Source organism: Enterococcus sp. JM9B, from assembly GCF_009933265.1.
GTDB classification, from domain to species: domain Bacteria; phylum Bacillota; class Bacilli; order Lactobacillales; family Enterococcaceae; genus Enterococcus_C; species Enterococcus_C songbeiensis.
Window position 1 is genome coordinate 36311 of record NZ_MAEK01000022.1, and the last position, 23886, is coordinate 60196.

Sequence of the window (23886 nt, forward strand, 5' to 3'; positions counted from 1 at the left end):
ATACAAGATTTTTTTATTCAACTTAATCCACGCGCACTTCACCAAAGGAAAAGACAGCGATACAGCCGTAGCCGGTATGACTGGCGATGGTTGGTCCCATCGGCAGCAGCTTCAATTCTTTGATGGTTATTTTTTGTTTTAGCAGATCTGCCACTTTTTCAGCACTTGGGCGATCTCCGGAATAGGCGATATAAATGATTTGATCTTCTTTAGAAGCGATGCGATTGATGGTTTCGTCCGCCACTTTCTGCAAGGATTTGTTCCGTCCCCGCACTTTGTCCACGTTTTTTAAATGCCCCGTAGCATCCACATGAATGATCGGTTTGACATTCAATAACCCGCCGACTGCCGCTGCGGTTTTTGAGATACGTCCGCCTCGTTCCAAATGTTTCAAATCATCCACGGTTACCCATGATTGCAGGTTCATTTTGTTTTTTTCGACCCATTGTGCTACTTCTTCCAAAGTTTTGCCTTGAGCTTGGCGTTTTTGTGCTTCCATGACCAGCAGTCCCTCACCGGCACAAGCCGCCAATGTGTCAACGACAGTAATCTGTACTTCCGGGTAGTCTTCTTTCAGCAAAGCGACTGCTTGCAAGGCGCTATTATAAGAACCGCTCATTCCAGAAGAAAATGCCAAATACAAAATCGGTGTTTGTTGTTCCACATAAGGACGGAAAAATTCCACGTAGCGACCGACATTGATCTGTGTTGTCGTTGCTTGGTGATTGGCTTTTATTTTTTCAAGAAATTGTTCGTAATCAAAGGTCTTACCAAGATCGTCTACATATTCTTGTCCATCCATTTCAATCAGCATGGGAATATAAGCAACCCCGACTTCTTCCAACTGTTGAAAAGGAATGTCGCAGCATGAGTCAGTAATGATTTGGTACATAACGATGCCTCCTATTTTGGTGATCCATTTTCCTTTTAGAAAATTTAGTTTGATTTTCGCATTTGTCTCTCCTTCACGAAACCTTCTCGGTGAAGTTGTATCCACTTAAATCTATTCCCATTTTATCATAGAATAGCAATAAAAAAACAAAAAGAGTCGCTGACACCGTTTTTTTTACGGAATCAGCATCTCTTTTTGATCGATTTATTGCTGCTTAGATTTGTGCCCAGACACTTTCCAAAATATTGGTTTGAGTACGGTCGGGTCCAACAGAGAAAGTCGAGATGCGTACACCGACTAATTCGGACACCCGTCGTACATAATTACGGGCATTTTCAGGCAATTCACTTAGTGTTTTACAGCTGGTGATATCTTCACTCCAGCCAGGAAGTTCTTCGTAGACTGGTTTGCACCGTTTCAATTCCTTCAAACTTGCTGGGTAATGATAAATTAATTCCCCGTCAAGTTCATAAGCCGTACAAATTTTAACAGTTTCTAATCCGCTCAGGACATCAATCGAATTCAATGACAGATTAGTGATCCCGGAAACTCGTTTTGAATGGCGCATTACCACGGAATCAAACCAGCCGACACGACGGGGACGTCCTGTTGTTGTCCCGTATTCGCGGCCGACTTCCCGAATGCGTTCGCCGGTTTCATCAAATAATTCAGTCGGAAATGGACCATCCCCCACTCGTGATGTGTAGGCTTTGCAGACGCCAACAACTTTATTGATTTTTGATGGACCAACGCCGCTGCCGATGGTTACCCCGCCGGCTACCGGATTGGAGGAGGTCACAAATGGATAGGTTCCTTGATCGATATCCAGCATTACCCCTTGCGCGCCTTCAAATAACACCCGTTTACCTGCATCAAGAGCATCATTTAAAATAACTGAAGTATCGGTGACATATTTTTTGATTTGTTGACCATATTCATAATATTCTTCAAAAATTTCTTCAAAAGTGATTGGTTCTGAATCAAACATTTTCACGAATTGACGATTTTTTTCTTCCAAATTGATCCGTAACCGTTCTTCAAAAATTTCTTTATCTAATAAATCGGCAATCCGAATCCCCACACGAGCGGCTTTATCCATATACGCAGGTCCGATCCCTTTGATGGTGGTACCGATTTTATTGTCGCCCTTCGCATCTTCTTGTAATTGATCCAATTTGATATGGTAAGGCAAGATAACATGCGCCCGATCAGAAATCCGCAGATTGTCGGTTTGCACCTTGTGTTCTTTCAAATAGTTCAATTCGGTCACGAGGGATTTCGGATTAACCACAACACCGTTTCCGATTACGCTGATTTTATCTTTGTAAAATATCCCGGACGGAATCAAATGCAATTTATAGGTCACACCGTCGAATTTGATGGTATGTCCGGCATTGTCTCCTCCTTGGTAACGAGCGATCACTTCTGCATTTTCACTTAAAAAGTCTGTGATTTTTCCTTTGCCTTCGTCGCCCCATTGTGTTCCTACTACAACTACTGATGACATTCGAACACCTCATTCTTTCTTCTTGATCCTGAATTATTGTATCAATAATCCTCCCCTAAGGCAACTAATAATCGAATATTCGTTTTAATTTTATTAATTAATCTAGTAAAACACGAACATTATTTTGGATTGAGTCAAAAAAACCTTTTTTTCATGAATAATCAAAAAAATTGCAGAAAAAAAGCAGAAGGCCGCAACCTTCTGCTTTTGGCTCAAAATTCTTCTCTTGGTGACAAGGAGGAGAATTTGTTGTACTCCTTGATAAATAACAATTCTACCGTCCCCCGTGCCCCGCTCCGGTTTTTTTCAATGATGACTTCAACGATATTGTCGTTGTGGGCTTCTTCAGGGGCGTCCTCTTCCCCGTCTCGTTGGTAGTAATCCTCCCGATACAAAAAGGCAACGATATCCGCATCCTGCTCGATTGATCCGGATTCACGGATATCACTCAACACGGGGCGTTTGTCCTGCCGTTGCTCCACACCCCGTGAAAGCTGGGACAAGGCGATGACAGGTACTTTTAATTCTTTGGCTAATTTTTTTAGTTGCCGGGAAATTTCGGAAACTTCTTGTTGGCGGTTTTCCCGACCCGTTCCTTCAATCAACTGCAAATAATCGATTAAAATCAGTCCAAGATTTTTCTTTTCTTGGGCTAATCGGCGACAACGGGCACGAATCTCCGAGATTTTGATTCCGGGAGTATCATCGATATAAATATTGGCCTTGGATAAACTTCCCATGGCAATAATCAAATTACGCCATTCTTCTTCCGTCAATTGTCCAGTACGCAAATGGCTGGCTTCAATCGATCCTTCCGCACAAAGCATCCGCCGTACCAAGGACTCTGCCCCCATTTCCAAACTAAAAATAGCCACGGAACGATCGGTTTTTGTACCGATATTTTGCGCAATATTCAAAGCAAAAGCTGTTTTTCCGACAGCTGGTCGGGCAGCAAGGATAATCAATTCTTCTTCCTGCAATCCTGCTGTCATTTTATCTAATGCTGGGTAGCCGGTGGGAAGTCCCGTGATTTCTTCATTATTTTGCGCCAATTGATCGATGTTTTCGATGGCTTGTGTCAGTACATCTGCAATCATTTGGAACCCATTGCTGTTGCGGCGCTCGGAAACCTCTAAAATCCGTTTCTCTGCATTTTCAACGATAGCGGAAATATCACCGCTTTGTTCAAAGCCTTCTGTAACGATTTGATTGGCTGCTTGGATCAGATTACGCAAAAGTGCCTTGTCGCTGACAATTTTCGCATAAAAGCCGATACTGCCGGCGTAAGGCGTTGTCTGGCTCAACTCCACCAAATAACTGACACCACCGATATCCTCCAGCGCATTGCTTTTTTCGACTTCCGCCTTTAATGTCACTACATCGATCGCTTCATTGCGGTCGCTTAAATTGATCATTCCTTGAAAAATGATTTGATGCCGTCTTTGATAGAAGTCTTTGGCTTCAACGACTTCCATCGCATTGATCAATTCATCTGGTTCAAGAAAAATTGCTCCCAAGACAGCTTGTTCTGCTTCAATGTCTTGCGGCGGCATCCGATCTTGCCATTCTACCATTGTGTTCTCCTTATTCGTTTTAAAGTATTAAATTTTCTTTACAGAAAATTTAGTCTGTTTCTCATGCCCTATCCCCATTCCACTAGACACTGTACATTAGTGGAACTGGCATCCTTATTCGTTTTAAAGTATTAAATTTTCTTTACAGAAAATTTAGTCTGTTTCTCATGCCCTATCCCCATTCCACTAGACACTGTACATTAGTGGAACTGGCAGGTTTGCGTTACTAGGAAAAATCAGTCTTTTAAAATCATTTCGGTCTACTAATTCTACAAGATATTTTAGGAAAGCACAATATAGGCCCAGAAGGAAACTTCTGAGCCTGTAAGCTGTTGTTTTCACTTGGTTACTTATTCTGCCACATGGACTTTCAGGGTCGCTGATACTTCAGGATGTAGCTTGATTGGAACTTTTGTATAGCCTAGTGTCCGAATGGGATTCGCCAATTCGAGTTTACGTTTGTCAATTTTGACATCGTATTGCTTTTTCAGACCTTCTGCGATTTGTTTTGAAGGAATCGAGCCAAAGAGACGGCCGTCTTCTCCTGCCTTTGCTTTGATTTCTACCACTGTTTCTTCTTTTTCAATAAAGGCCTTCAATTGATTGGCTTCTGCCAAAATTTCTGATTCATGTTTTTCTTGGGCTTTTTTCTTGCCCTTCATTTCCGCAAGACTTTCTGATGTCGCTTCTTTTGCCAGATGATTTTTCAGCAAATAGTTTTGCGCATATCCGGTTGGTACTTCTTTGATGTCGCCTTTTTTGCCTTTGCCTTTGACATCTTCAATAAAAATTACTTTCATTCCGTGGTCCCCTCTTTCACTTGGTACTCTTTTAATTCATTATATAACATTGTTTTCACTTCGTTAATCTTTTTTCCGGAAATTTGTGTCGCTGCGTTGGTAAAATGTCCGCCGCCCCCTAGTGTTTCCATAAGTTTTTGGACATTGACTTTGCCACTGCTGCGGGCGCTGATTCCCACTTTGCCGTCCTCACGTTTCGTGATGACAAACGCAGCTTCCACGCCATTCATTGAAAGCAACGTATCTGCTGTTTTTGCGGCGGTAACGCTGTCGTACAGCTTTTCTTCCGATCCGCAGGCAACCACGATACTGGTGGTAATAAATTCACTGCTTGCCACCATCTCACTGATTTCCAAGAAGGACGTTAGATCGGTACTTAACATGTACTGGACGATTGCACCATCTGCTCCGCTGTCTTTTAAATAACTGGCAACGTCAAAGGTTCGGCTGCTGGTTCGTACCGCAAAGCTTTTCGTGTCCACAATCATTCCTGAAAGCAGGAGTGTTGCTGTTATTTTATCAAGTTTCTTCTGACTGTTGCTCTCGTATTGGATCAATTCGCTGACTAATTCCGAGGCAGAAGATGCGGAAGATTCAATATAGGTCAATAACGGTTTCGACGGAAATTCATCCCCTCGTCGATGATGATCGATAATCACGACCTTTTCAAATTGCTCGTAAAGAGGTTGCGAAATCGAAAGAGAAGGCTTGTGGTAATCCACCATAATCAGCAAACTATCCTTGGTGATTTGCCCCATCGCCTGTTGTACCGTAATCAGCTTGGCTTCCAGCTCTTCATGTTTATGGATTTCCTCCAGACAACGTTCCACATCAGGAATCAGCTCATTTTCGTCAATCACAATATAATTGGTCTTGCCTTGAAAGTCCGCCAAACAAGCAACCCCAAAAGCCGAACCGATTGCGTCCATATCTGGAAAACGGTGACCCATAATATAGATGTCATTGTTTTCATTGATAATATTTTTCAGCGCCGTACTCATGGCACGAGAGCGAACACGTGTTCTCTTTGCAGTGCCGGCAGTATTGCCGCCGAAAAATTTCGGTTTGGCTTCGTCCAACGCTTCTTTGAGAACGGTTTGATCTCCCCCACGCACCAATGCCATATCCAAATTATTTTGGGCAACTTCCCCAATTTTCACCAACGATTCTGAACCATACGCTACACCAATACTGATGGTCAATGGTGGTGCCTGTTCTTCCGTGGCTTTGCGGATTCGCTCCATCAAAGAAAATTCATCCTGTGCCATTTTATCGATGTCTTCATTGTGGGCTACAAAAAAATAACGTTCCGCATTCAGGCGTTTATAAAAAATCTGATATTCGTTGATCCAATCAGAAATAACCGTGGTAATCAGGGAATTCAAATAAGAAACTTCCTTATCATCCATTTTATCCACGACGTCGGTATAATTATCTACCGAAATAATTCCGATTCCCGGACGAATTGCCAATTGTTTCTTCTTTGCCCGTTCCTGATCCGTGACATTGTATAGAAAAAGAATTCCTTTTTTTCGATCCATGGAATAGGTATATACATCATCTGGTAAATGCAGCAAGCCCTGTTCCTTATTGTGATTCAGCAAATTGACCAAATAGTCCTGCCAAACAGACTTGCTGTACTTGTGCAGCAGTTGCAGCGCATTTTGGTTCATCCATTCTACCTGCTGATGCTCATCATAGATAAAGATCAAGGAAGGTGATTTCTCAGATAAATATTTGGAGTTTTCCTGCGCAACTCTGGCAGACATTCGGATACTCTCCTGCTCACTGATTTGATGCCATCGGCGCAAACGAATGTGCATTTGAAAAAGAAAAAGATTGGCAACAATCACGATGCCAACTGCCAGCCATTTATTGAGAAACAGGAGACTCAGGACCTGCAAGAGACAACAAAGCAAAGCAAGTTTCCCAAAAACTTCTTTTTTCATAGATAACTCCTCACTACAACTCATTTCATCTCTTTTATTTTATCACAACTTGCCTGTGAATGCGATTTAGGATGTTTCACGTGAAACATTTTCGCGAAAACCCATCATTTAAATAACATAAAAAAGATGAAACAAAAATCAATTGACTTTTGTTCCATCTTTGAAATTCTAATTATTCTTCGCCTACAAATGGTAGTAAGCCCATGATACGTGCGCGTTTGATCGCAATAGTTAATTTACGTTGGTTTTTAGCGCCGGTACCTGTTACACGGCGTGGCAAAATCTTTCCACGTTCTGAAATAAAACGTTTCAATAATTCAACATCTTTATAGTCTACGTGTTCAATATGATTTGCTGCAAGATAATCAACTTTACGACGTTTACGTCCGCCTCTTCTTTGTTGTGCCATTCTGTTTCCCTCCTATCAACTAAAAATACTAGAATGGTAAATCATCGTCTGAAATGTCGATCGAAGAATCTGTTCCAAATGGATCAGAAGTATCACGATCGAAATTCGGCATTCCGGTTGATGGTTGAGATGATTGATTTTGATTACCAAATGAATTGGAGTTAGCGTTCGAGTTAGAACTTGTATTGGTATTGTTGAAAGAATTATTGGAATACCCGCCACCATCTGTACGACGTTGTTCAGATGCTGAACGTGATTCTAATAATTGAAAGTTTTCAGCAACAACTTCCGTTACATAGACCCGCTGACCTTGTTGGTTTTCATAAGAACGGGTTTGAATCCGTCCGGTAACTCCCAGCAGAGTACCTTTGCGTGCATAATTCGCCATTGTTTCGGCTGGTTTGCGCCAAATGACACAGTTGATAAAATCAGCTTCACGTTCACCGCTTTGGTTTGTGAAGTTGCGATTTACAGCAAGTGTGAAAGTAGCTACCGCCGATCCGCTAGCAGTGTAACGTAAATCAGGATCTTTAGTCAATCGTCCAACTAATACGACATTATTGATCAAATCGATTCATCTCCTCATCGTTAAAATTTGTTTCACGTGAAACATTTTTATTCTTCTTCTTTAACAATCATGTGACGAAGAATATCGTCGTTGATTTTTGCAAGACGATCAAATTCATTGATTGCACCTGCACTTGATGGAGAAGAAACTTTTACGATGTGATAGATGCCTTCGCGGAATCCATTCATTTCATACGCTAGACGGCGTTTTTCCCAATCTTTTGATTCGATAACTTCAGCTCCGTTATCTTTCAAGATTGTATCGAAACGTTCGATCAAAGCAGATTTTGCTTCCTCATCAATGTTAGGACGAATGATGTATAAGATTTCATACTTCGTGTTTTCCATTGATTTTCACCTCCCTATGGACTTTGGCCCTTAGAATTCCCTAAGAGCAAGGAGAGCTGTCATAAAAGACTACTCACAAAGTCAAATTATACAGGAAAAGTTCCTAAAAGGCAAGCAAAGAATCGCTGATTCTCCAGGCTTTTTTCGTAAAAGAATTGCGGCTTTTCTGAATTTTTAGCTGCTGTTTTTCTCTCCTCTAGTTTTAAATACGCCTTTTTCAGTCGAATCTTTTTTCAAATCTTTTATTTCAAAAAGAATTTGTTCTTCTTGCTCCACATACTTGGCGCTTTCCATATAGCAAAACCGACGAACGCCTTCTTTTTCAAAAAGTTTCACTTTCGTCATCTCTGTCATAATCTCCCGCACCTCTGCTTCGGTCAGATCCTCTCGACAGGCAATTGGCATAAAGGTGTGGGGACGATTGTTGCCATCCAAAAAAGTTAAGGACAGCTTTTTTCGAGCATCTCCCTCCCTTCTGAAATTTCGCAGCTTCACTTTTTCTAAATAATCCTCCTCTTTTGCCAGTTTTTGTATTTTTCGTGTGGTTTCAATAACTGCAACAGCTGCAAATTCTGACGGCATCAATCGCTGACAAAGTTCAGTCCAGCGGTGCAGCGCTTCTTCTGTTGGTCCTTTGATGACATCGTTCAATCCCTGCTTAAAGAGCTGTCCCCGCCCATTTTGAAACAAGAGTTCAATTTTCGTATCCAAATAATAACGCATCTTTTTCCCTCCGATCCCTTTACCTCTATAACGAAAAAAAAGCACAAAATGTCAAACGAATTTGTGAAAAAAGATAAAAAGAAACCGTCAAAAGTTATCCACTGGGGAAAACTTTTGACGGTTTTATTTATCCACATTTCTTTTTTTACGTCTCGCTTTAGAAAAAAGACCACCTACAAACTAGGCGGTCTACTTTCTTATTCTGGGTCAACACTTTCTGCTTCCTCTTCAATCGCTTCTGGATCAACGGCTGCCATGGTAACTACCTTGGCATTGTCTTCCATCTTCATCAAACGAACCCCTAAGGTTGCCCGTCCGGTTTGCGAGACTGTCGCAACATTGAAACGAATGATTACACCACGATTGGTGATCAGTAAAATATCTTCTTCTCCGTTTACCGTCGTCAGACCAGCCAGTGGACCATTTTTCGTCGTGATATTGGCAGTCTTGATCCCTTTGCCTCCCCGACCTTTGATTGGGTATTGATCGCCGCCGGTTCGTTTGCCATAGCCGTTTTCGGTAATGACCAGTACTTCCCGATCAGGAGTAATAACAGCTGCGCCAACGACATAATCCTCTTCACGTAAACGAATTCCGCGAACACCTGCTGCAGTCCGTCCCATATCTCGGACGGCTTCTTCCTTGAAGGTAACGGAATAACCGTTATGCGTGCCAATGATAATGACATTTTCACCATTTGTTTCCAAGACGTTGACTAACTCATCGCCTTTCTTCAATCCGATAGCAATCAGTCCATTGCTGCGGATATTGGCAAATGCCGTTACTGAAGTCCGCTTAACTACACCCAATAGTGTCGTAAAGAAGAGATAGCGACCATCTTTTGGTGAACCGTCAACGGAAATAATCGTTTGGATCTTTTCACTGGAGTCGATTCCCAATAGATTGATTACTGGGATTCCCTTAGCTGTCCGACCATATTCTGGAATTTCATAGCCCTTCGCCCGATAAACTTTTCCTTTATTGGTAAAGAATAACAACGTATCATGGGTGGAACAAGAAACCAGCGTCTTCACAAAGTCTTCATCGTGAATGCCCATCCCCTGAATTCCGCGGCCGCCACGGCGTTGCGCGCGAAATTCACTTTTTGCCAAACGTTTGATGTAGCCGTTGTTGGTCAAGGTAATCACGATTTCTTCTTCTTCGATCAAGTCCTCGTCTTCCAAACTCAACACTTCACCCACCAACAATTCCGTCCGGCGTTTATCTCCGAAACGATTGGCAATTTCACCTAATTCTGTTCGGATGATTTCAGAAACCCGTTCTGGATTTGCTAAAATTTCCTTCAAATCAGCAATTAAAGTCAGTAAATCTTGGTATTCATTTTCGATTTTTTCCCGTTCCAAACCGGTCAATCGGCGTAAACGCATGTCTAAAATCGCTTGCGCTTGTCGATCTGACAGCTTGAAGCGGTCCATCATCGTGGTTTTGGCCACATCATCTGATTTTGATCCGCGAATAATCGCAATAATTTCATCAATGTGATCCAAAGCAATCCGCAAACCTTCTAAAATATGCGCTCTGGCTTCAGCTTTGTTTTTGTCAAATTCTGTCCGACGAGTCACAACTTCCCGTTGGTGTTCGACATAATTTTCCAAGATTTGTTTTAAGCTGAGAATCTTTGGCACACCTTTTTCGATGGCCAACATATTGAAGCCAAAAGAGGTTTGCAATGACGTCATTTTATATAAATTATTCAAAATAACCGAAGAGCTGACATCCCGTCGAACGTCAATGACGATCCGCATGCCTTCCCGAGAAGATTCGTCCCGTAGATCCGTGATTCCTTCGATCCGTTTGTCGCGATGAAGTTCTGAGATTCGTTCAATCAGCTTGGCTTTGTTGACCATGTAAGGCAGTTCAGTCACCAAAATTCGTTCTTTTCCGTTAGGCATCTCGGTGATTTCTACCCGACCGCGGATCGTGATTGATCCTTTTCCAGTTTCATAGGCCCGACGAATGCCGGATTTTCCCATGACAAGACCCCCTGTTGGAAAATCTGGTCCTGGTAAAACTTCCATCAATTCGCTGTTGGTCACTTCTGGGTTTTCCATCAACAAATCAATCGCTGCAATGACTTCATTCAAGTTATGTGGAGGAATGTTGGTCGCCATCCCTACTGCGATCCCGGTAGTTCCATTTACCAGCAAGTTAGGAAAACGTGCCGGTAAAACTTCTGGTTCTCTTTCGGTATCATCATAGTTGCTGATAAAGCCTACAGTATTTTTATTGATGTCCCGCAACATCTCTAACGCTAATTTGCTCATGCGGGCTTCGGTATACCGCATCGCCGCAGCACCGTCACCATCGACAGAGCCGAAATTTCCGTGGCCGTCTACTAGCATGTAACGGTAACTAAAGGGTTGTGCCATCCGCACCATTGATTCATAGATGGCACTGTCGCCGTGGGGATGGTATTTCCCCATAACATCTCCGACAATCCGGGCTGATTTTTTATGGGGTTTATCCGGTGTTACACCTAATTCGTTCATCCCGTAAAGGATTCGCCGATGGACCGGTTTTAAGCCGTCGCGGACATCTGGAAGGGCCCGAGCAACAATTACGCTCATGGCATAGTCGATGAAGGACTCTTTCATTTCGCTGGTTAAATTTACATCATGGATATTTTTCTTTGCTTCGCTCACGATTTTCCTCCTTATTTATGTCAAGGTAAGAAATTTCTTTTAAATTTCCACCGATTTTCATGCCGTCTATCATTCCACAAAATACTTACACAAGTGGAGCTGACATCCTTCATCTAGATATCAAGATTTTTCACGTAATGGGCATTTTCTTCGATAAACGCACGGCGAGGTTCTACCCGGTCTCCCATTAGCATTTCAAAGATTTGATCGGCTTCGATAGCATCATCCACGCTGACTCTCAGCATCAAGCGATTATCAGGGTCCATTGTGGTTTCCCATAATTGGTGGTCGTCCATTTCTCCTAGACCTTTGTACCGTTGTACGTTAGGTTTTGGTGTTGCCGGCAAGGATTGAATCACTTCCTGCAACTCTTCTTCTGCACGTTTTCCAGGCTGAACGTAGGTGATATTTTTTCCTTGCTTTACGCCATACAATGGTGGTTGGGCGATATAAACGTACCCTGCTTCCACGATTGGACGCATGTAACGATAGAACAACGTCAATAGCAAGGTCCGGATATGGGCGCCATCGACATCGGCATCCGTCATAATCACTAATTTGTGGTAACGGGCTTTGGAGACATCAAAATCGGAACCAAAGCCGGTTCCCATTGCTGTGAAAAGAGAACGGATTTCTTCATTGGCTAAAATTTTATCCATCGTTGCTTTTTCAACATTCAAGATTTTTCCGCGGATTGGTAAAATCGCTTGGAATTCCCGATTTCGTCCTTGTTTTGCAGAACCACCAGCGGAATCCCCTTCGACGATGAACAATTCGCATTTTTCCGGATCGTTGCTGGAACAGTCTGCCAGTTTTCCAGGGAGATTGCTGATTTCAAGCGCACCTTTTCGTCGGGTCACTTCCCGTGCTCGTTTGGCAGCTAGTCGAGCTTTGGAAGCCAGCATCCCTTTTTCAACGACTTGACGACCAATCGTCGGATTTTCCATCAAGAATTTAGTAAAATGCTCTGAAAACAAACGATCGGTAACCGTCCGGACTTCTGAGTTGCCTAATTTGGTTTTGGTCTGACCTTCAAACTGAGGATCAGGGTGTTTGATGGAAACCACGGCAGTCATGCCTTCTCGGACATCTTCCCCCGTCAGATTTTCATCATTTTCCTTCATCAGCTTTTGTTTGCGGGCATAATCATTAATGACCCGTGTCAGCGCCGTTTTAAAGCCGAACTCATGGGTCCCGCCTTCATAGGTATGGATATTGTTGGCAAAGCTCAACAGGTTCGTGTGGTAGCTGTCTGTGTATTGTAGCGACACTTCAACCGTAATGTCTTGCTGTTCCCCTTCAACATAAATCGGTTCAGGGAACAATACATTCTTGTTGGCATTCAAATGTTCCACGTAGCTCTTGATTCCGCCATCAAAATGGTATTCTTTCAATACCGGTTCCCCACGACGGTCTTCAATAGAGATATGCAAGCCACGATTCAAGAAAGCTAATTCACGAATCCGAGTAGCTAGTTTGTCAAAATCAAATTCAACGGTTTCCGTAAAAATTTCCGGATCCGGAACAAAATGGACCGCCGTTCCGTGTTGATCGGTTTCTCCGATGATTTTCAAATCATCTACGACAGCACCCCGATGGTATTCTTGGAAATAAATCTTGCCGTCTTTAAACACTTTGACATCTAGTGTTGTCGACAAGGCGTTGACAACGGAGGAACCTACCCCGTGCAGCCCACCGGAAACTTTATAGCCGCCACCGCCGAATTTTCCGCCGGCATGTAGAATCGTAAAGACAGTTTCCACTGCGGGACGTCCCGTCTTGGCTTGGATGCCGACAGGAATTCCCCGGCCATCATCAACAACGGTGACACTGTTGTCTTCTTCCACAACGACTTGAATCTTCGTCGCAAAACCTGCCAGCGCTTCATCGATGGAGTTATCGACGATTTCCCAAACAAGGTGGTGCAATCCTTCAGAGCTAGTCGAACCGATATACATACCGGGACGTTTCCGAACGGCTTCCAGTCCTTCCAACACTTGGATCTGACTGGCATCATATTCTTTGGCGCGTTCGACTAAACTTTTTTCTTCTTCTGTCATCTAGTTTTCTTCTCCTTTTAATTCGCCTTGCTGAACGTAAAAAATTTCCGGTTCAACAGTCATTTTATTTTTCACATGTTCCAACGTCGTGGTAGTCAAGAAGGTCTGGACTTTGCCTTCAATGGTTTCTAAGAGATGGAGCTGCCGTGTGTCATCCAATTCACTCATGACATCGTCCAATAAAAGAATTGGATATTCGCCGGTCTCCTCCTTCATCAAATCGATTTCTGCCAGTTTGACGCTCAAGGCTGTCGTTCGCTGTTGTCCTTGAGAGCCATAGGTTTGGACGTCTTTGCCATTAATCGCAAAATGCAGATCATCCCGATGAGGACCTGCCAACGTAGATAAACGCAGCCGTTCTTTTTCTCGGCTTTTTTTCAACTCTTGGGTAAAAGCTGCTTGGATTTCTTCCAAATTTGAAGAGTGAAATGGAATACTTGAAACATAATCGATCGTCAGAGTCTCTTTTTCATGGCTGATTTTATGATGCAGCTCATTTGCCCAGTACTCTAAATGTTTGACAAATTTTGCTCGTCCTAAAAGCACCTTGCTGCCAAATGCCACCAGCTGCTCGGATAAGATATCCAGATACAGAGGATCGGCTTTGTTCAGCATTTGTTTTAGGTATTGATTCCGCTGCTTCAGTACATGCTGGTACTGGACCAGATCGTAGAGATAGATAGGATCAATCTGCCCGATTTCCATGTCCAAAAATTTTCGCCGCACCTGCGGACTGCCCTTGACCAGCGACAGATCCTCCGGCGCAAACAAAATCACGTTCATCTGCCCCACATAACTGCTGAGCTTTTTTTGTTCCATGTGATTAACTTTCGTTTTCCGACCTTTTTTCGAAAGTGTGATCTCTAATGGAATCTTGCTGGTATTTTTTGTCACCGTTCCTTGAATATGCGCAAATTCATTGCCCCATTGGATCAATTCCTGCTCATTATTCGTCCGATGACTGCGGGTCATGGCCAATACATAGATACTTTCCAATAAATTGGTTTTTCCCTGTGCGTTTTCTCCCAAAAAAAGAGTGAGATTTTTGGAAAAAGAAAGAGAGAGTTCTGAGTAATTTCGGTAATTTTTTAAATGGAGATCAGTCAGCCTCATGGGGTTGTTCCTTTTTAGTCATAAAAAAAGTACCTGCATCAGGTATCTCGATCATCATACCGGCATAAAGTTTTCGACCGCGGCGATTTTCCGGCTCTCCGTCAACAAATACGGTATTTTCTGCCAGATACCATTTTGCTTGTCCGCCACTGCTGATGACACTGACTTCTTTGAGCACCTGCCCCAATGTCATATAATCTGTTTCCAAAAATATTTTCTCTTTCATTTTCATCCCTCAATTCTATGGCAGACATATGGCTTTATTATACCTTTTTTTAGGGGGAAAAACAAATTTATCTTGTTTATTTTCTTTCTAAGAAGTTTTGTTCCAAATCGAGTTTTTTTAACAAAAATAAATAAACGGGCTCAAAATCGATTTTAAGCCCGTTTTCTGTGATTGATTCTATTCTGTAAAATTTCTGAGGATTTTCACTTTCTAAACATCTCTTAGTTGGTGCGGACCGGAGTAATCAGTTGGATAAAGGCTGCTTCGCCTTCCGTTGGTTCCAAAGTGAAAGGACGGATTGCAGAGATGAACTTGACGGTGATACTCATATCGCCAAATGCCCGCAATGCAGCTTTCATGTAATCTGGATTGAAGGAAATATCCAATGGTTCGCCGGTTACTTTTTCGTAATTCAGCGCTTCTTCTACTTTCCCGATTTCTGGTGAATTTCCGTAAAGAGTTACTGCATCGTTGCGGATAGACAAACGAACAATATTGTTGCGGCCTTCATGAGACAGCAATGACGCCCGTTCGATAGCAGCCAATAGTTTTGGTACGGAAAATTCGATTTCGGTATTGAAGCTGGCTGGAATCAAACGATTGGTATCAGGATAATTGCCTTCTAACAAGCGAGAATAAAACAACATATTTTCGGTTTTGAACAGAACTTGGTTTTCCATAATGCTGATTTCCACGATTTCTTCTTCATCGCTCAATGAACGGGATAATTCGATCAGGCTCTTGCCAGGAATCACGATATTGAAATCACTGGCTGCCTGCTCGATAGGAATCACTCGTTGGCTTAAACGATGAGAGTCTGTCGCAACAGCTAATAATTTTTGATTGTCTAAAACAAAATGGACCCCAGTCAAAATGGGACGACTTTCGTGTTGAGACACTGCAAAAACCGTTTCATTGATCAGTTGGTTCAAGACATGTACCGGAATCTTCATTTGATTTTGACTTTCGACAACTGGCAAATGTGGATAACTGTCGGCATCCAAACCGTTGACGGTAAAGTTGGCTTTTCCAGAGTTGATGGCAACGAGATTATTTTCTAACACTTCCATCGAAAAGGTGTCTTCTGGTAATCGTCTGATGATTTCGCTAAAGAAACGTGCCTGTAATACAACAGCTCCCGTTTCCTCGATCTGCATTTGGGCTTTTTCATTTTCCACTGATAAAAAGGTTTCAATCGAGATATCGGCATTGCTGCCGGTCAAGGTCAATCCTTCACTGGTTAAAACGATTTTTACGCCTGTCAAAATGGGGATCGTAGTTTTAGAAGAAATTGCCCGTTGAACAGTTTGTAATTCTTGTATAAATGACGCACGATTTAGGGTGACTTTCATAGATGACTCTCCTTGCTCATTTTAGTGTATTAAATTTTCTAAAAGAAAATTTAAGTTTATTTTCGCACCGTATATCATTCCACTAGAATACTTGGAAAAGTGGAACTGACATCCTTATTCGGTTTATTGTCTGGATTTTTCTTGTTTGTTCGGTGGTGCTTTATCTATTAATAGATAATTAAAGATAATAGTAGTAGTAGGGCTGTTTAAACAGTGGATAACTCAGAAAAAGTGCGGACAGTCCAGTTTTCCCCATGTGTATAACGTGTGGATAACTTTTGGGATTCTGCCGCTTTTATCCACATGCTAATGAATCAGCAGATTTTTGATTTCGCCGATTTCGGTCTTTATGGTTTCATCGCTGGCAACTAATTTTTCGATTTTTTCGTGGGCATGGATGACAGTGGTGTGATCCTTTCCACCAAATTCTGCGCCGATTTTCGGCAAGGAATGGTCCGTCAGCTCCCGAGAGAGATACATGGCGATTTGTCGGGGAACAACAATAGTTTTGACCCGTTTTTTCCCTTTTAAATCTTTTAATTGGATATGATAATATTTTGCCACTTCTTCTTGAATTTGCAAAATAGAAACCTGTGCCAAGCCATGATTGGATTTCAATGCTTTTAGGGCTTCTGCCGCCAAACTGGTGGTGATATCGGAATTATTCATGGTAGCAAAGGCCTGCACTCGGACCAACGCCCCTTCTAATTCACGAATGTTGGAATCGATTTGCCCGGCGATGTAACTCAACGTATCATCGGGAATTTCCAAACGTTCTGCTTCGGCTTTTTTCCGCAAAATAGCGATTCGAGTTTCCAAATCCGGTGGTGTGATGTCTACTGACAACCCCCACGCAAAGCGGGAAACCAATCGTTCCGGCAAGGTTGGGATTTCATGAGGCAACCGGTCACTGGTCAGGACGATCTGTTTATTGTTTTTGTACAATTCTTCAAATGTATAGAAAAATTCCTCCTGGGTGCCTTCTTTGCTGACTAAAAACTGAATATCATCCACTAAAAGTAAATCGACACTGCGGTATTCGTTGCGAAAATCCTCCATTTTATTCTTTTGAATGGAGTTGATGAAGTCATTCGTGAAATTTTCACTGCTGACATATTTGATTTTTGCATCGGGGCGGTTTAGCAGCATTTGATGTCCGATGGCATGCATCAAATGGGTTTTTCCTAGACCAACGCCGCCATAAAAAAAGAGCGGATTATAGATCGAACCGGGTTCTTCCGCTACCACTAAAGCTGCTGCATGAGCCATCTGATTGCCTTTCCCGATAACAAATGTGTCAAAGGTGTACTTGGGATTGAGCATGGCATTTGGTTTGCTGACTTCTTTTGGTTCTTCGGTTTTTTTCACCGGGGTTAGCTGTTGGGCCTCTTCCGGGGTTACAAAGGTAGGAATAATTTCTTTGCCGTACAGCATAAAACTTGTTTCCACGATTTTTGACGCCAAATTTTTCTTCCAATATGTCTTGTGGACATCTGTAGGGACTTCAATCACCAATTGATTGTTTTCAAAAGAAATCGGTTTGACCGTCTCGATCCACACTTCATAGCTTTGCGGATTGAGTTCCTTTCGAAAGGTGTTTTGAAGTTCCTCCCATATGCTTTTAAGAGATGACATAGAATGTCCTCCTAGGTTCAATTTAGAATACTAGTACTAATTTAGCATGGATTAGCAAAGTTTTCCACAGATTAACGAAAAAAAAAGCCAAAGGCAGAAAAAAAGTTTTTTATCTTTTCCACAGCTGTGCATAAAAAAATAAAAGTTATCCACGGAAGGCAATAAAGTTATCCACACAAAAAAAGTTTTTGGGGATTCTTTGCTATTGTCCAAAAGTAATCCACAAGCGAATGTGAATTATAAAGCCCGATATTAGGCGTTTTCTAGCAAGTTGTCCACAGTGTAATAAAAAAATGTTGAAAACTTATTTAGGGCTGTGTAATTGTTGAAAACTTCCGGAAAAATCCTGAAAAGCTGTTGACATCTTTGAAAGGCATCCACAAATTTTCCCAAGCTGGCAGTAAAAATGTGGATAATTTCGTTGGTTGTCCGACGGAAGAATTCACGTTTTCTTATTGACAAAATAGATAAGTTCTCGTTATACTATCAAAGTATGTCTAGTATCTAGATAGATCATCTTGATGGAGGTGGAAGTAATGAAAAGAACTTACCAACCAAATAAACGTAAACGTCAAAAAGTTCATGGATTCCGAAAACGTATGAGTACTAAAAACGGTCGTCGTGTTTTAGCAAGCCGTCGTCGTAAAGGAAGAAAAGTTCTTGCAGCGTAAACCACTGAAACCACAGTGGTTTTTTTTTATGCCCTTTTTTCCTTTAAAAGGATGAAGTAAGCGGCGCAGATATGGTATTATTGTTGAGTGAGTAAATGAGAGAGAAATGAAGGAAGCGAAATGAGAAAGTCCTATCGAGTAAAAAAGGAAAGTGATTTTCAAACAGTTTTTCAAAACGGCGCATCTTTTGCCAATCGCAAGTTTGTGGTCTATCGCTTGGATAAGCCTGAACAAGCGCATTTTCGCGTGGGGCTTTCGGTAGGAAAAAAAATCGGCAATGCCGTGACACGAAATGCCGTGAAACGAAAAATTCGCGCTTGCCTGTATGACATGCGGGAAAAAATAGTGCCTGAGATTGATTTCATCGTCATTGCTCGACCAGCGATCAGCGAGCTGGATAGCAAGGAAGTCTATACAAATCTGGAACATGTCTTGAAACTCGCAAAAATTTTAAAAACTAAATAAAGAAGTAAAGGGGAATTTGTTTCGTGAAGAGAAAACAGCTTATCTTATTAGCAAGTCTGCTAGGACTGGTTCTTTTCCTATCCGCCTGCGGAACGGGAAATGTCAGTGCAGAAAGTACGGGAGTTTGGGATCGCTACATTGTTTATACTTTTGCCCAAGCGATTAAAGGCTTATCTTTTGGGAATGCCGGAATCGGGATCATCTTATTCACCTTGATCATCCGAATCATTTTATTACCATTGATGCATTTTCAAACGAAGAGCATGCGCAAGACGCAAGAATTGCAACCCAAATTAAAAGCGCTGCAAAAACAATATGCGTCAAAAGATGTTGAGACTCAAAATAAGTTAAAGGAAGAAACACAACGGCTGTATGCGGAAAACAATGTTAATCCTTATGCCGGGTGTCTGCCATTGCTGGTTCAAATGCCAATCTTGATGGCGTTGTGGCAATCGATTCAACGGGTACCGGAATTGCGTCAAGGCCATTTCTTATGGTTGAACCTTGGGGAATCTGATCCAACGTTTATCTTGCCGATTCTGGCAGCGATCTTTACCTTTGCAAGTACTTACTTGTCCAGCATGAGCCAAATCGATGCGAACCCAAGCATGAAAATCATGAACTTTGTGATGCCGGTCATGATCTTGGTAATGGGTGTCAATTTAGCCAGCGGGTTGTCCTTGTACTGGGTAGTGTCCAACGCCTTCCAAGTCGTTCAAACACTTTTGATTAACAACCCATTCAAGATCCGCAAAGAACGGGAAGAAGAAGCTCGTAAAATTCGTGAACGGGAACGGGCGTTGCAAAAAGCGATGACACCGAAGAAAAAACGTAAAAAATAGTAAGGGAGGTCAAACAGATGCCGATCTATGAAGGGACAACTGTGGAAGAAGCGATCCAAAAAGGGTTAGCCGCATTAGGACTTACGCAAGAAGAAGCATCCATCGAGGTTTTAGAAGAAGGAAAAAAAGGATTTTTGGGAATGGGCAAAAAAGATGCCCGTGTTTCCCTCGAACCAACCGTCAGTGAAGAAATCAGCGAGGCTGTCGTGGATACAGTGACAGCCGTTGCAAGAGAAGAAGCACCGGTTGCTCCAGCTCCAGCACCTGTCTCTGAAGCCGAGGTAAGTGAACTTGGCGATGAAGCTGCTTTGACAGAATTGGCGCTTTATCTGACCAATATCACCAACGAACTGCAAGCACCGGCGTTAGTCAAAATGGAGCGAGCAGACGGATTGATCATTTTCCATCTAGAAACGCAAAAACAAGGGATTCTGATTGGAAAACATGGCAAAATGCTAAATGCTTTACAATATTTGGCACAGGTTTTCATCCATCGTATTGCTGAAAATAAACTTTCAGTAGTAGTCAATGTAGGGGATTACCGTCAAAAGCGGCAAGCAATTTTGCAACGGTTGGCTGAACGGACAGCAGACAAGGTCAAACGAACCGGACGTCCTGTTTTCCTCGAACCGATGCCGGCTTTTGAACGCAAGCAAATCCATTCTGTTTTGAGTCATGACGATCAAGTCAAGACCCATTCAGAAGGGGATGAACCTTACCGGTACCTCGTTGTCGAACCCGTCAAAAAACATTACTAAAAAGGACGTATCCCTTTTTAAAAAGCGATTGACAACGTTTACGAAACCAAGTATATTTTACTAGAAATCATTCTTATCAAAGTGAAAGACGTTGCGTTTGTCATTTTGATCAAAAACAAGCCGAGTTTCTCCCGTTTGATGGAGGAACCCGGCTTGTTTTGATTTTGAGGTAAAAGAAACAATTTCTTTGTAAACGGTTCTTTTTTTGTCAGTATAGCATCGAAATCTGCAAAAGGAAAAAGGTATCTTTATCACACGCTAAGGGAATTTTTTCATCCATAGAAGGGTGGAATAAAAAAAGTAAAACTGTAAGCGAAATCACGGTTTTAATCGGTTGACATCAGAAAAAAATAGGCTTATTATAGCAAAGCGAAATTCACTAATAGTGTTAGTGATTAATAGTGTTAGTGATTAATAGTGTTAGTGATTAATAGTGTTAATTAATCGTGAAGGAGGAAAATCATGTCCTACGCTGAGGAAGCGCAACGAAAATTAGAGCAGTTGATGGTGCGAAACCGTCATGGTGCATTCAGTGAGATGGAAAAAAGCAATCGTGGTGAAACGGTTGTGATCAAGTATCTTGGTCATGAAAATCGGGCCGTCAGTCCTAAACATTTGGCTGGTGCGTTAAATGTTTCTAGCGCAAGAATCGCCGCTTTATTGGGAAGCCTTGAGAAAAAAGGGAAGATCCAGCGCACAATGGACCCGGATGATCGTCGCCGAATCCAAGTGACGCTAACCAAATCAGGCGAGGAAGCCGCTGAAGCTGAAAAGAAAAAAATGCAAGAAAAAATCGTTTGTGTCTTTCAAAAAATGGGAAAAGACGATACCGAGAAATTTCTCGAATTGATCGTGAAATTTATGAAATACTCCCACGAAATGCACAATGAAACAGAAAGAGGAAGTGACACCTAAATGAAGATCTTTAAACATCTTGGCAAATACTGGTATGCCATTCTCGCCGTGCTTGTCCTGTTAATCGTGCAGGCAAACAGTGATTTGAATTTACCAAATCTAACCTCTGATATCGTTGATGTCGGTATTCAACAAGGAGGGATCGAAACAGCGACACCGAAAAAAATCCGCAAAGAATCCCTTCAAGCAGTCGAAATGTTTATGACTGCTGCGGAAAAGAAAACAATTGAAGAAAACTACAAACTTTCAAAAGATGGAAAAATTTATACCTTGGATCTTCAAGACGGGGTAACGAAAGAAAAACTTTCTAAAATTTTTGAACTGCCGATGATGATGTTGGCTGCTTCCCAAACAAAAGGAGAAGAAAGCACAGAAGCAAAGGCAATCATTGAGGCGTATACCAAACTCAGTGAACAAGGAACAGAAGCAGAAAAATTAGGAGAAGAAGCAAAAACTCTCGGTGAACAAGCGAAAACTGCCGGAGAAGAAGCTCAAAAACTTGGAACCGAGGCTGCCAGCGCAACCGACCCGCAAGTGGCCGCACAAACTGCTGCTGAGGCACAGGCAAAAAGTCAAGAAGCACAAGATTTAGCCGCGCAAGCCCAAGAAAAAGGTACACAGGCACAAGAAGTTGCAGAAGAAGCGAAAACAGCTGCTGATGCAATGCCGGACAAAGTCATTGCTGCTCGAAAAGCAACACAAAAAGCCATGGGGGATCTTGGAGAAGATTCTATGAAAACCGTTGGGATCCAATTCGTTCTGGCAGAATACAAAGCCTTGAAGATGGACACCCAACAAATCCAAACCAATTACATGATCAAAACCGGTGGTAAAATGGTCGGTTTGACTTTCTTATCTGCGGCAGCCGCAGTAATTGTTGGATGGATTGCTTCTATGGTAGCCGCATCTGTCGGTAGAAATTTACGGGTCGCACAATACGAACGGACGTTGCAATTTTCCAATAATGAAATGGAAAAATTCTCGCCTGCTTCCTTGATTACCCGAAACACCAACGATATCCAACAAATCCAGATGGGGATTGTGATGATTATCCGGATGGTTTTATATGCACCAATCTTAGGAATCGGCGGTGTGTATCAAGTAGCCAAAACGGGAACCGGCATGGGCTGGATCGTTGGCGTTGCAGTGGGGGCAGTTTTATTTTTAGTCGTGACTTTGTTAGCCTTCACCATGCCGAAATTCAAAGCCCTGCAAAATTTAGTGGACCGAGTGAACTTGGTTTCACGGGAAATTTTGACCGGACTTTCTGTTATCCGCGCCTTTTCACGGGAAAAATTTGAAGAAAAACGGTTTGACAATGCCAATACAGATTTGATGAAGACCCAATTGTTTGTCAACCGGGCAATGTCAATCATGATGCCAGTCATGATGTTATTGATGAATGGTATCTCTGTATTGATCGTTTGGGTCGGTGGTCACAACATGAACGATGGTCAACTGCAAGTCGGTGATATGATGGCCTTCATTACCTATACGATGTTAATTGTCATGGCCTTTATGATGCTTTCAATGGTCTCAATCATTTTGCCTCGTGCCAACGTTGCTGCTGGACGGGTAGATGAAGTATTGAAAACTGAACCTAGCATTACAGACAAACCAACTGTGAAAGACAATGACGTTGAGTTTAAGGGGGAAGTGAAATTTGAAGGCGTTGAATTCCGTTATAGCGATGCGGACGAAGATGTGCTTCATCATATCAATTTCACCGCTAAACCGGGAGAAACTACCGCAATCATCGGGTCTACTGGTTCAGGAAAATCAACAGTCATCAACTTGATTCCTCGTTTATTCGATGTGACAGGTGGACGAATCACCATCGATGGAATCGACATTCGCGACTTATACTTGCATAAATTGCATGAACTGATTGGGTTTGTCCCACAAAAAGGAATCTTATTCTCTGGGGATATCGAATCCAACATCAAATTTGGTGATGCAGAAATCTCTGATGAACAAATGAAAAAAGCAGCAGAAATTGCCCAAGCAACGGAGTTTATCAATGGCAACGAAACCGGCTATGAACGTGCTATTTCACAAGGTGGTTCAAATGTTTCCGGCGGACAGAAACAACGGCTTTCCATTGCACGGGCATTAGCGAAGAATCCAAAAATCTTGATTTTTGATGATTCCTTCTCTGCTTTGGATAATAAAACCGACGTGGCACTGCGAAAAGCTTTGTCTGAAAATATTCACGGAGCAACACAAATCATTGTTGCACAAAAGATTTCAACGATTCTTCATGCTGACAATATTATCGTGTTAGAAGAAGGACGTGCAGTCGCACAAGGAACCCACGAAGAACTGATCAAAACATCCCATGTCTATCAAGAAATCGCTCAATCACAATTGAGCAATTCAGAATTAGGCATAGAAGAAGCTGAATAGGGAGGAGCGAA

21 protein-coding genes are annotated in these 23886 nt (G+C 42.2%); 6 read left to right on the plus strand and 15 right to left on the minus strand.

Annotated features, from left to right (window positions below):
* Positions 1-22: 22 nt before the first annotated feature.
* The 15 genes from BAU16_RS06230 to dnaA all read right to left on the minus strand — a co-directional run bounded on the left by BAU16_RS06230 (position 23) and on the right by dnaA (position 17818).
* The gene (locus BAU16_RS06230; RefSeq protein WP_137605412.1) at positions 23-892 is read right to left on the minus strand and encodes a DegV family protein; all 870 of its coding nucleotides are present in this window, start codon (positions 890-892) and stop codon (positions 23-25) included.
* 214 nt (positions 893-1106) lie between these two features.
* Positions 1107-2399: an adenylosuccinate synthase gene (locus BAU16_RS06235; protein ID WP_048604610.1), complete on the minus strand. Its 1293-nt coding sequence runs from the start codon at positions 2397-2399 to the stop codon at positions 1107-1109.
* Between the two features lie 212 nt (positions 2400-2611).
* A complete protein-coding gene (gene dnaB, locus BAU16_RS06240) occupies positions 2612-3973 on the minus strand; it encodes a replicative DNA helicase (RefSeq protein ID WP_048604611.1) in 1362 nt (453 codons plus the stop codon).
* 350 nt (positions 3974-4323) lie between these two features.
* Entirely contained in the window at positions 4324-4773 is a 450-nt protein-coding gene (gene rplI, locus BAU16_RS06245; RefSeq protein WP_048604612.1) for a 50S ribosomal protein L9, read from the minus strand.
* Positions 4770-6722: a DHH family phosphoesterase gene (locus BAU16_RS06250; protein ID WP_137605411.1), complete on the minus strand. Its 1953-nt coding sequence runs from the start codon at positions 6720-6722 to the stop codon at positions 4770-4772. The genes rplI and BAU16_RS06250 overlap by 4 nt, the downstream gene beginning before the upstream one ends.
* Positions 6723-6894: 172 nt before the next feature.
* On the minus strand, positions 6895-7131 hold the full coding sequence (rpsR, locus tag BAU16_RS06255; protein ID WP_137605410.1) for a 30S ribosomal protein S18: 237 nt from the start codon (positions 7129-7131) through the stop codon (positions 6895-6897).
* A 28-nt stretch (positions 7132-7159) separates the two neighbouring features.
* Complete coding sequence (ssb, locus tag BAU16_RS06260; protein ID WP_048604615.1) at positions 7160-7699, minus strand: single-stranded DNA-binding protein; 540 nt, start codon at positions 7697-7699, stop codon at positions 7160-7162.
* A gap of 47 nt (positions 7700-7746) precedes the next feature.
* Positions 7747-8046 (minus strand): 30S ribosomal protein S6, encoded by a 300-nt coding sequence (gene rpsF / locus BAU16_RS06265; protein WP_048604616.1) that lies wholly within the window; start codon positions 8044-8046, stop codon positions 7747-7749.
* A gap of 174 nt (positions 8047-8220) precedes the next feature.
* On the minus strand, positions 8221-8769 hold the full coding sequence (locus tag BAU16_RS06270) for a DUF2922 family protein (protein ID WP_237579217.1): 549 nt from the start codon (positions 8767-8769) through the stop codon (positions 8221-8223).
* A 197-nt stretch (positions 8770-8966) separates the two neighbouring features.
* Positions 8967-11435, minus strand: coding sequence for a DNA gyrase subunit A (gene gyrA / locus BAU16_RS06275; protein ID WP_202621253.1), 2469 nt, complete (start codon positions 11433-11435; stop codon positions 8967-8969).
* Positions 11436-11545: 110 nt separating this feature from the next.
* Positions 11546-13492, minus strand: coding sequence for a DNA topoisomerase (ATP-hydrolyzing) subunit B (gene gyrB, locus BAU16_RS06280; protein WP_048604619.1), 1947 nt, complete (start codon positions 13490-13492; stop codon positions 11546-11548).
* On the minus strand, positions 13493-14605 hold the full coding sequence (gene recF, locus BAU16_RS06285; RefSeq protein WP_161526740.1) for a DNA replication/repair protein RecF: 1113 nt from the start codon (positions 14603-14605) through the stop codon (positions 13493-13495). It lies immediately after the preceding gene.
* The gene (yaaA, locus tag BAU16_RS06290; RefSeq protein WP_048604621.1) at positions 14592-14831 is read right to left on the minus strand and encodes a S4 domain-containing protein YaaA; all 240 of its coding nucleotides are present in this window, start codon (positions 14829-14831) and stop codon (positions 14592-14594) included. Before yaaA ends, recF begins: the two co-directional genes overlap by 14 nt.
* A gap of 221 nt (positions 14832-15052) precedes the next feature.
* Positions 15053-16183: a DNA polymerase III subunit beta gene (gene dnaN, locus BAU16_RS06295; RefSeq protein ID WP_048604622.1), complete on the minus strand. Its 1131-nt coding sequence runs from the start codon at positions 16181-16183 to the stop codon at positions 15053-15055.
* A gap of 306 nt (positions 16184-16489) precedes the next feature.
* Positions 16490-17818 carry a chromosomal replication initiator protein DnaA gene (dnaA, locus tag BAU16_RS06300; RefSeq protein ID WP_048604623.1) on the minus strand — a complete coding sequence of 443 codons (1329 nt, stop codon included), beginning with the start codon at positions 17816-17818 and terminating at the stop codon, positions 16490-16492.
* Positions 17819-18354: 536 nt separating this feature from the next.
* Here dnaA and rpmH point away from each other — a divergent pair.
* The 6 genes from rpmH to BAU16_RS06330 all read left to right on the plus strand — a co-directional run bounded on the left by rpmH (position 18355) and on the right by BAU16_RS06330 (position 23875).
* Positions 18355-18489, plus strand: a complete 135-nt coding sequence (rpmH, locus tag BAU16_RS06305; RefSeq protein WP_006703104.1) for a 50S ribosomal protein L34 — start codon at positions 18355-18357, stop codon at positions 18487-18489.
* Positions 18490-18609: 120 nt separating this feature from the next.
* A complete protein-coding gene (gene rnpA, locus BAU16_RS06310; protein WP_048604624.1) occupies positions 18610-18954 on the plus strand; it encodes a ribonuclease P protein component in 345 nt (114 codons plus the stop codon).
* Positions 18955-18977: 23 nt separating this feature from the next.
* Complete coding sequence (locus tag BAU16_RS06315; RefSeq protein WP_048604625.1) at positions 18978-19796, plus strand: YidC/Oxa1 family membrane protein insertase; 819 nt, start codon at positions 18978-18980, stop codon at positions 19794-19796.
* Between the two features lie 17 nt (positions 19797-19813).
* Positions 19814-20554 carry an RNA-binding cell elongation regulator Jag/EloR gene (gene jag / locus BAU16_RS06320; protein WP_137605409.1) on the plus strand — a complete coding sequence of 247 codons (741 nt, stop codon included), beginning with the start codon at positions 19814-19816 and terminating at the stop codon, positions 20552-20554.
* 462 nt (positions 20555-21016) lie between these two features.
* Positions 21017-21469, plus strand: a complete 453-nt coding sequence (locus tag BAU16_RS06325; RefSeq protein WP_048604627.1) for a MarR family winged helix-turn-helix transcriptional regulator — start codon at positions 21017-21019, stop codon at positions 21467-21469.
* Complete coding sequence (locus tag BAU16_RS06330; RefSeq protein WP_161526741.1) at positions 21470-23875, plus strand: ABC transporter ATP-binding protein; 2406 nt, start codon at positions 21470-21472, stop codon at positions 23873-23875.
* Positions 23876-23886: the final 11 nt, after the last annotated feature.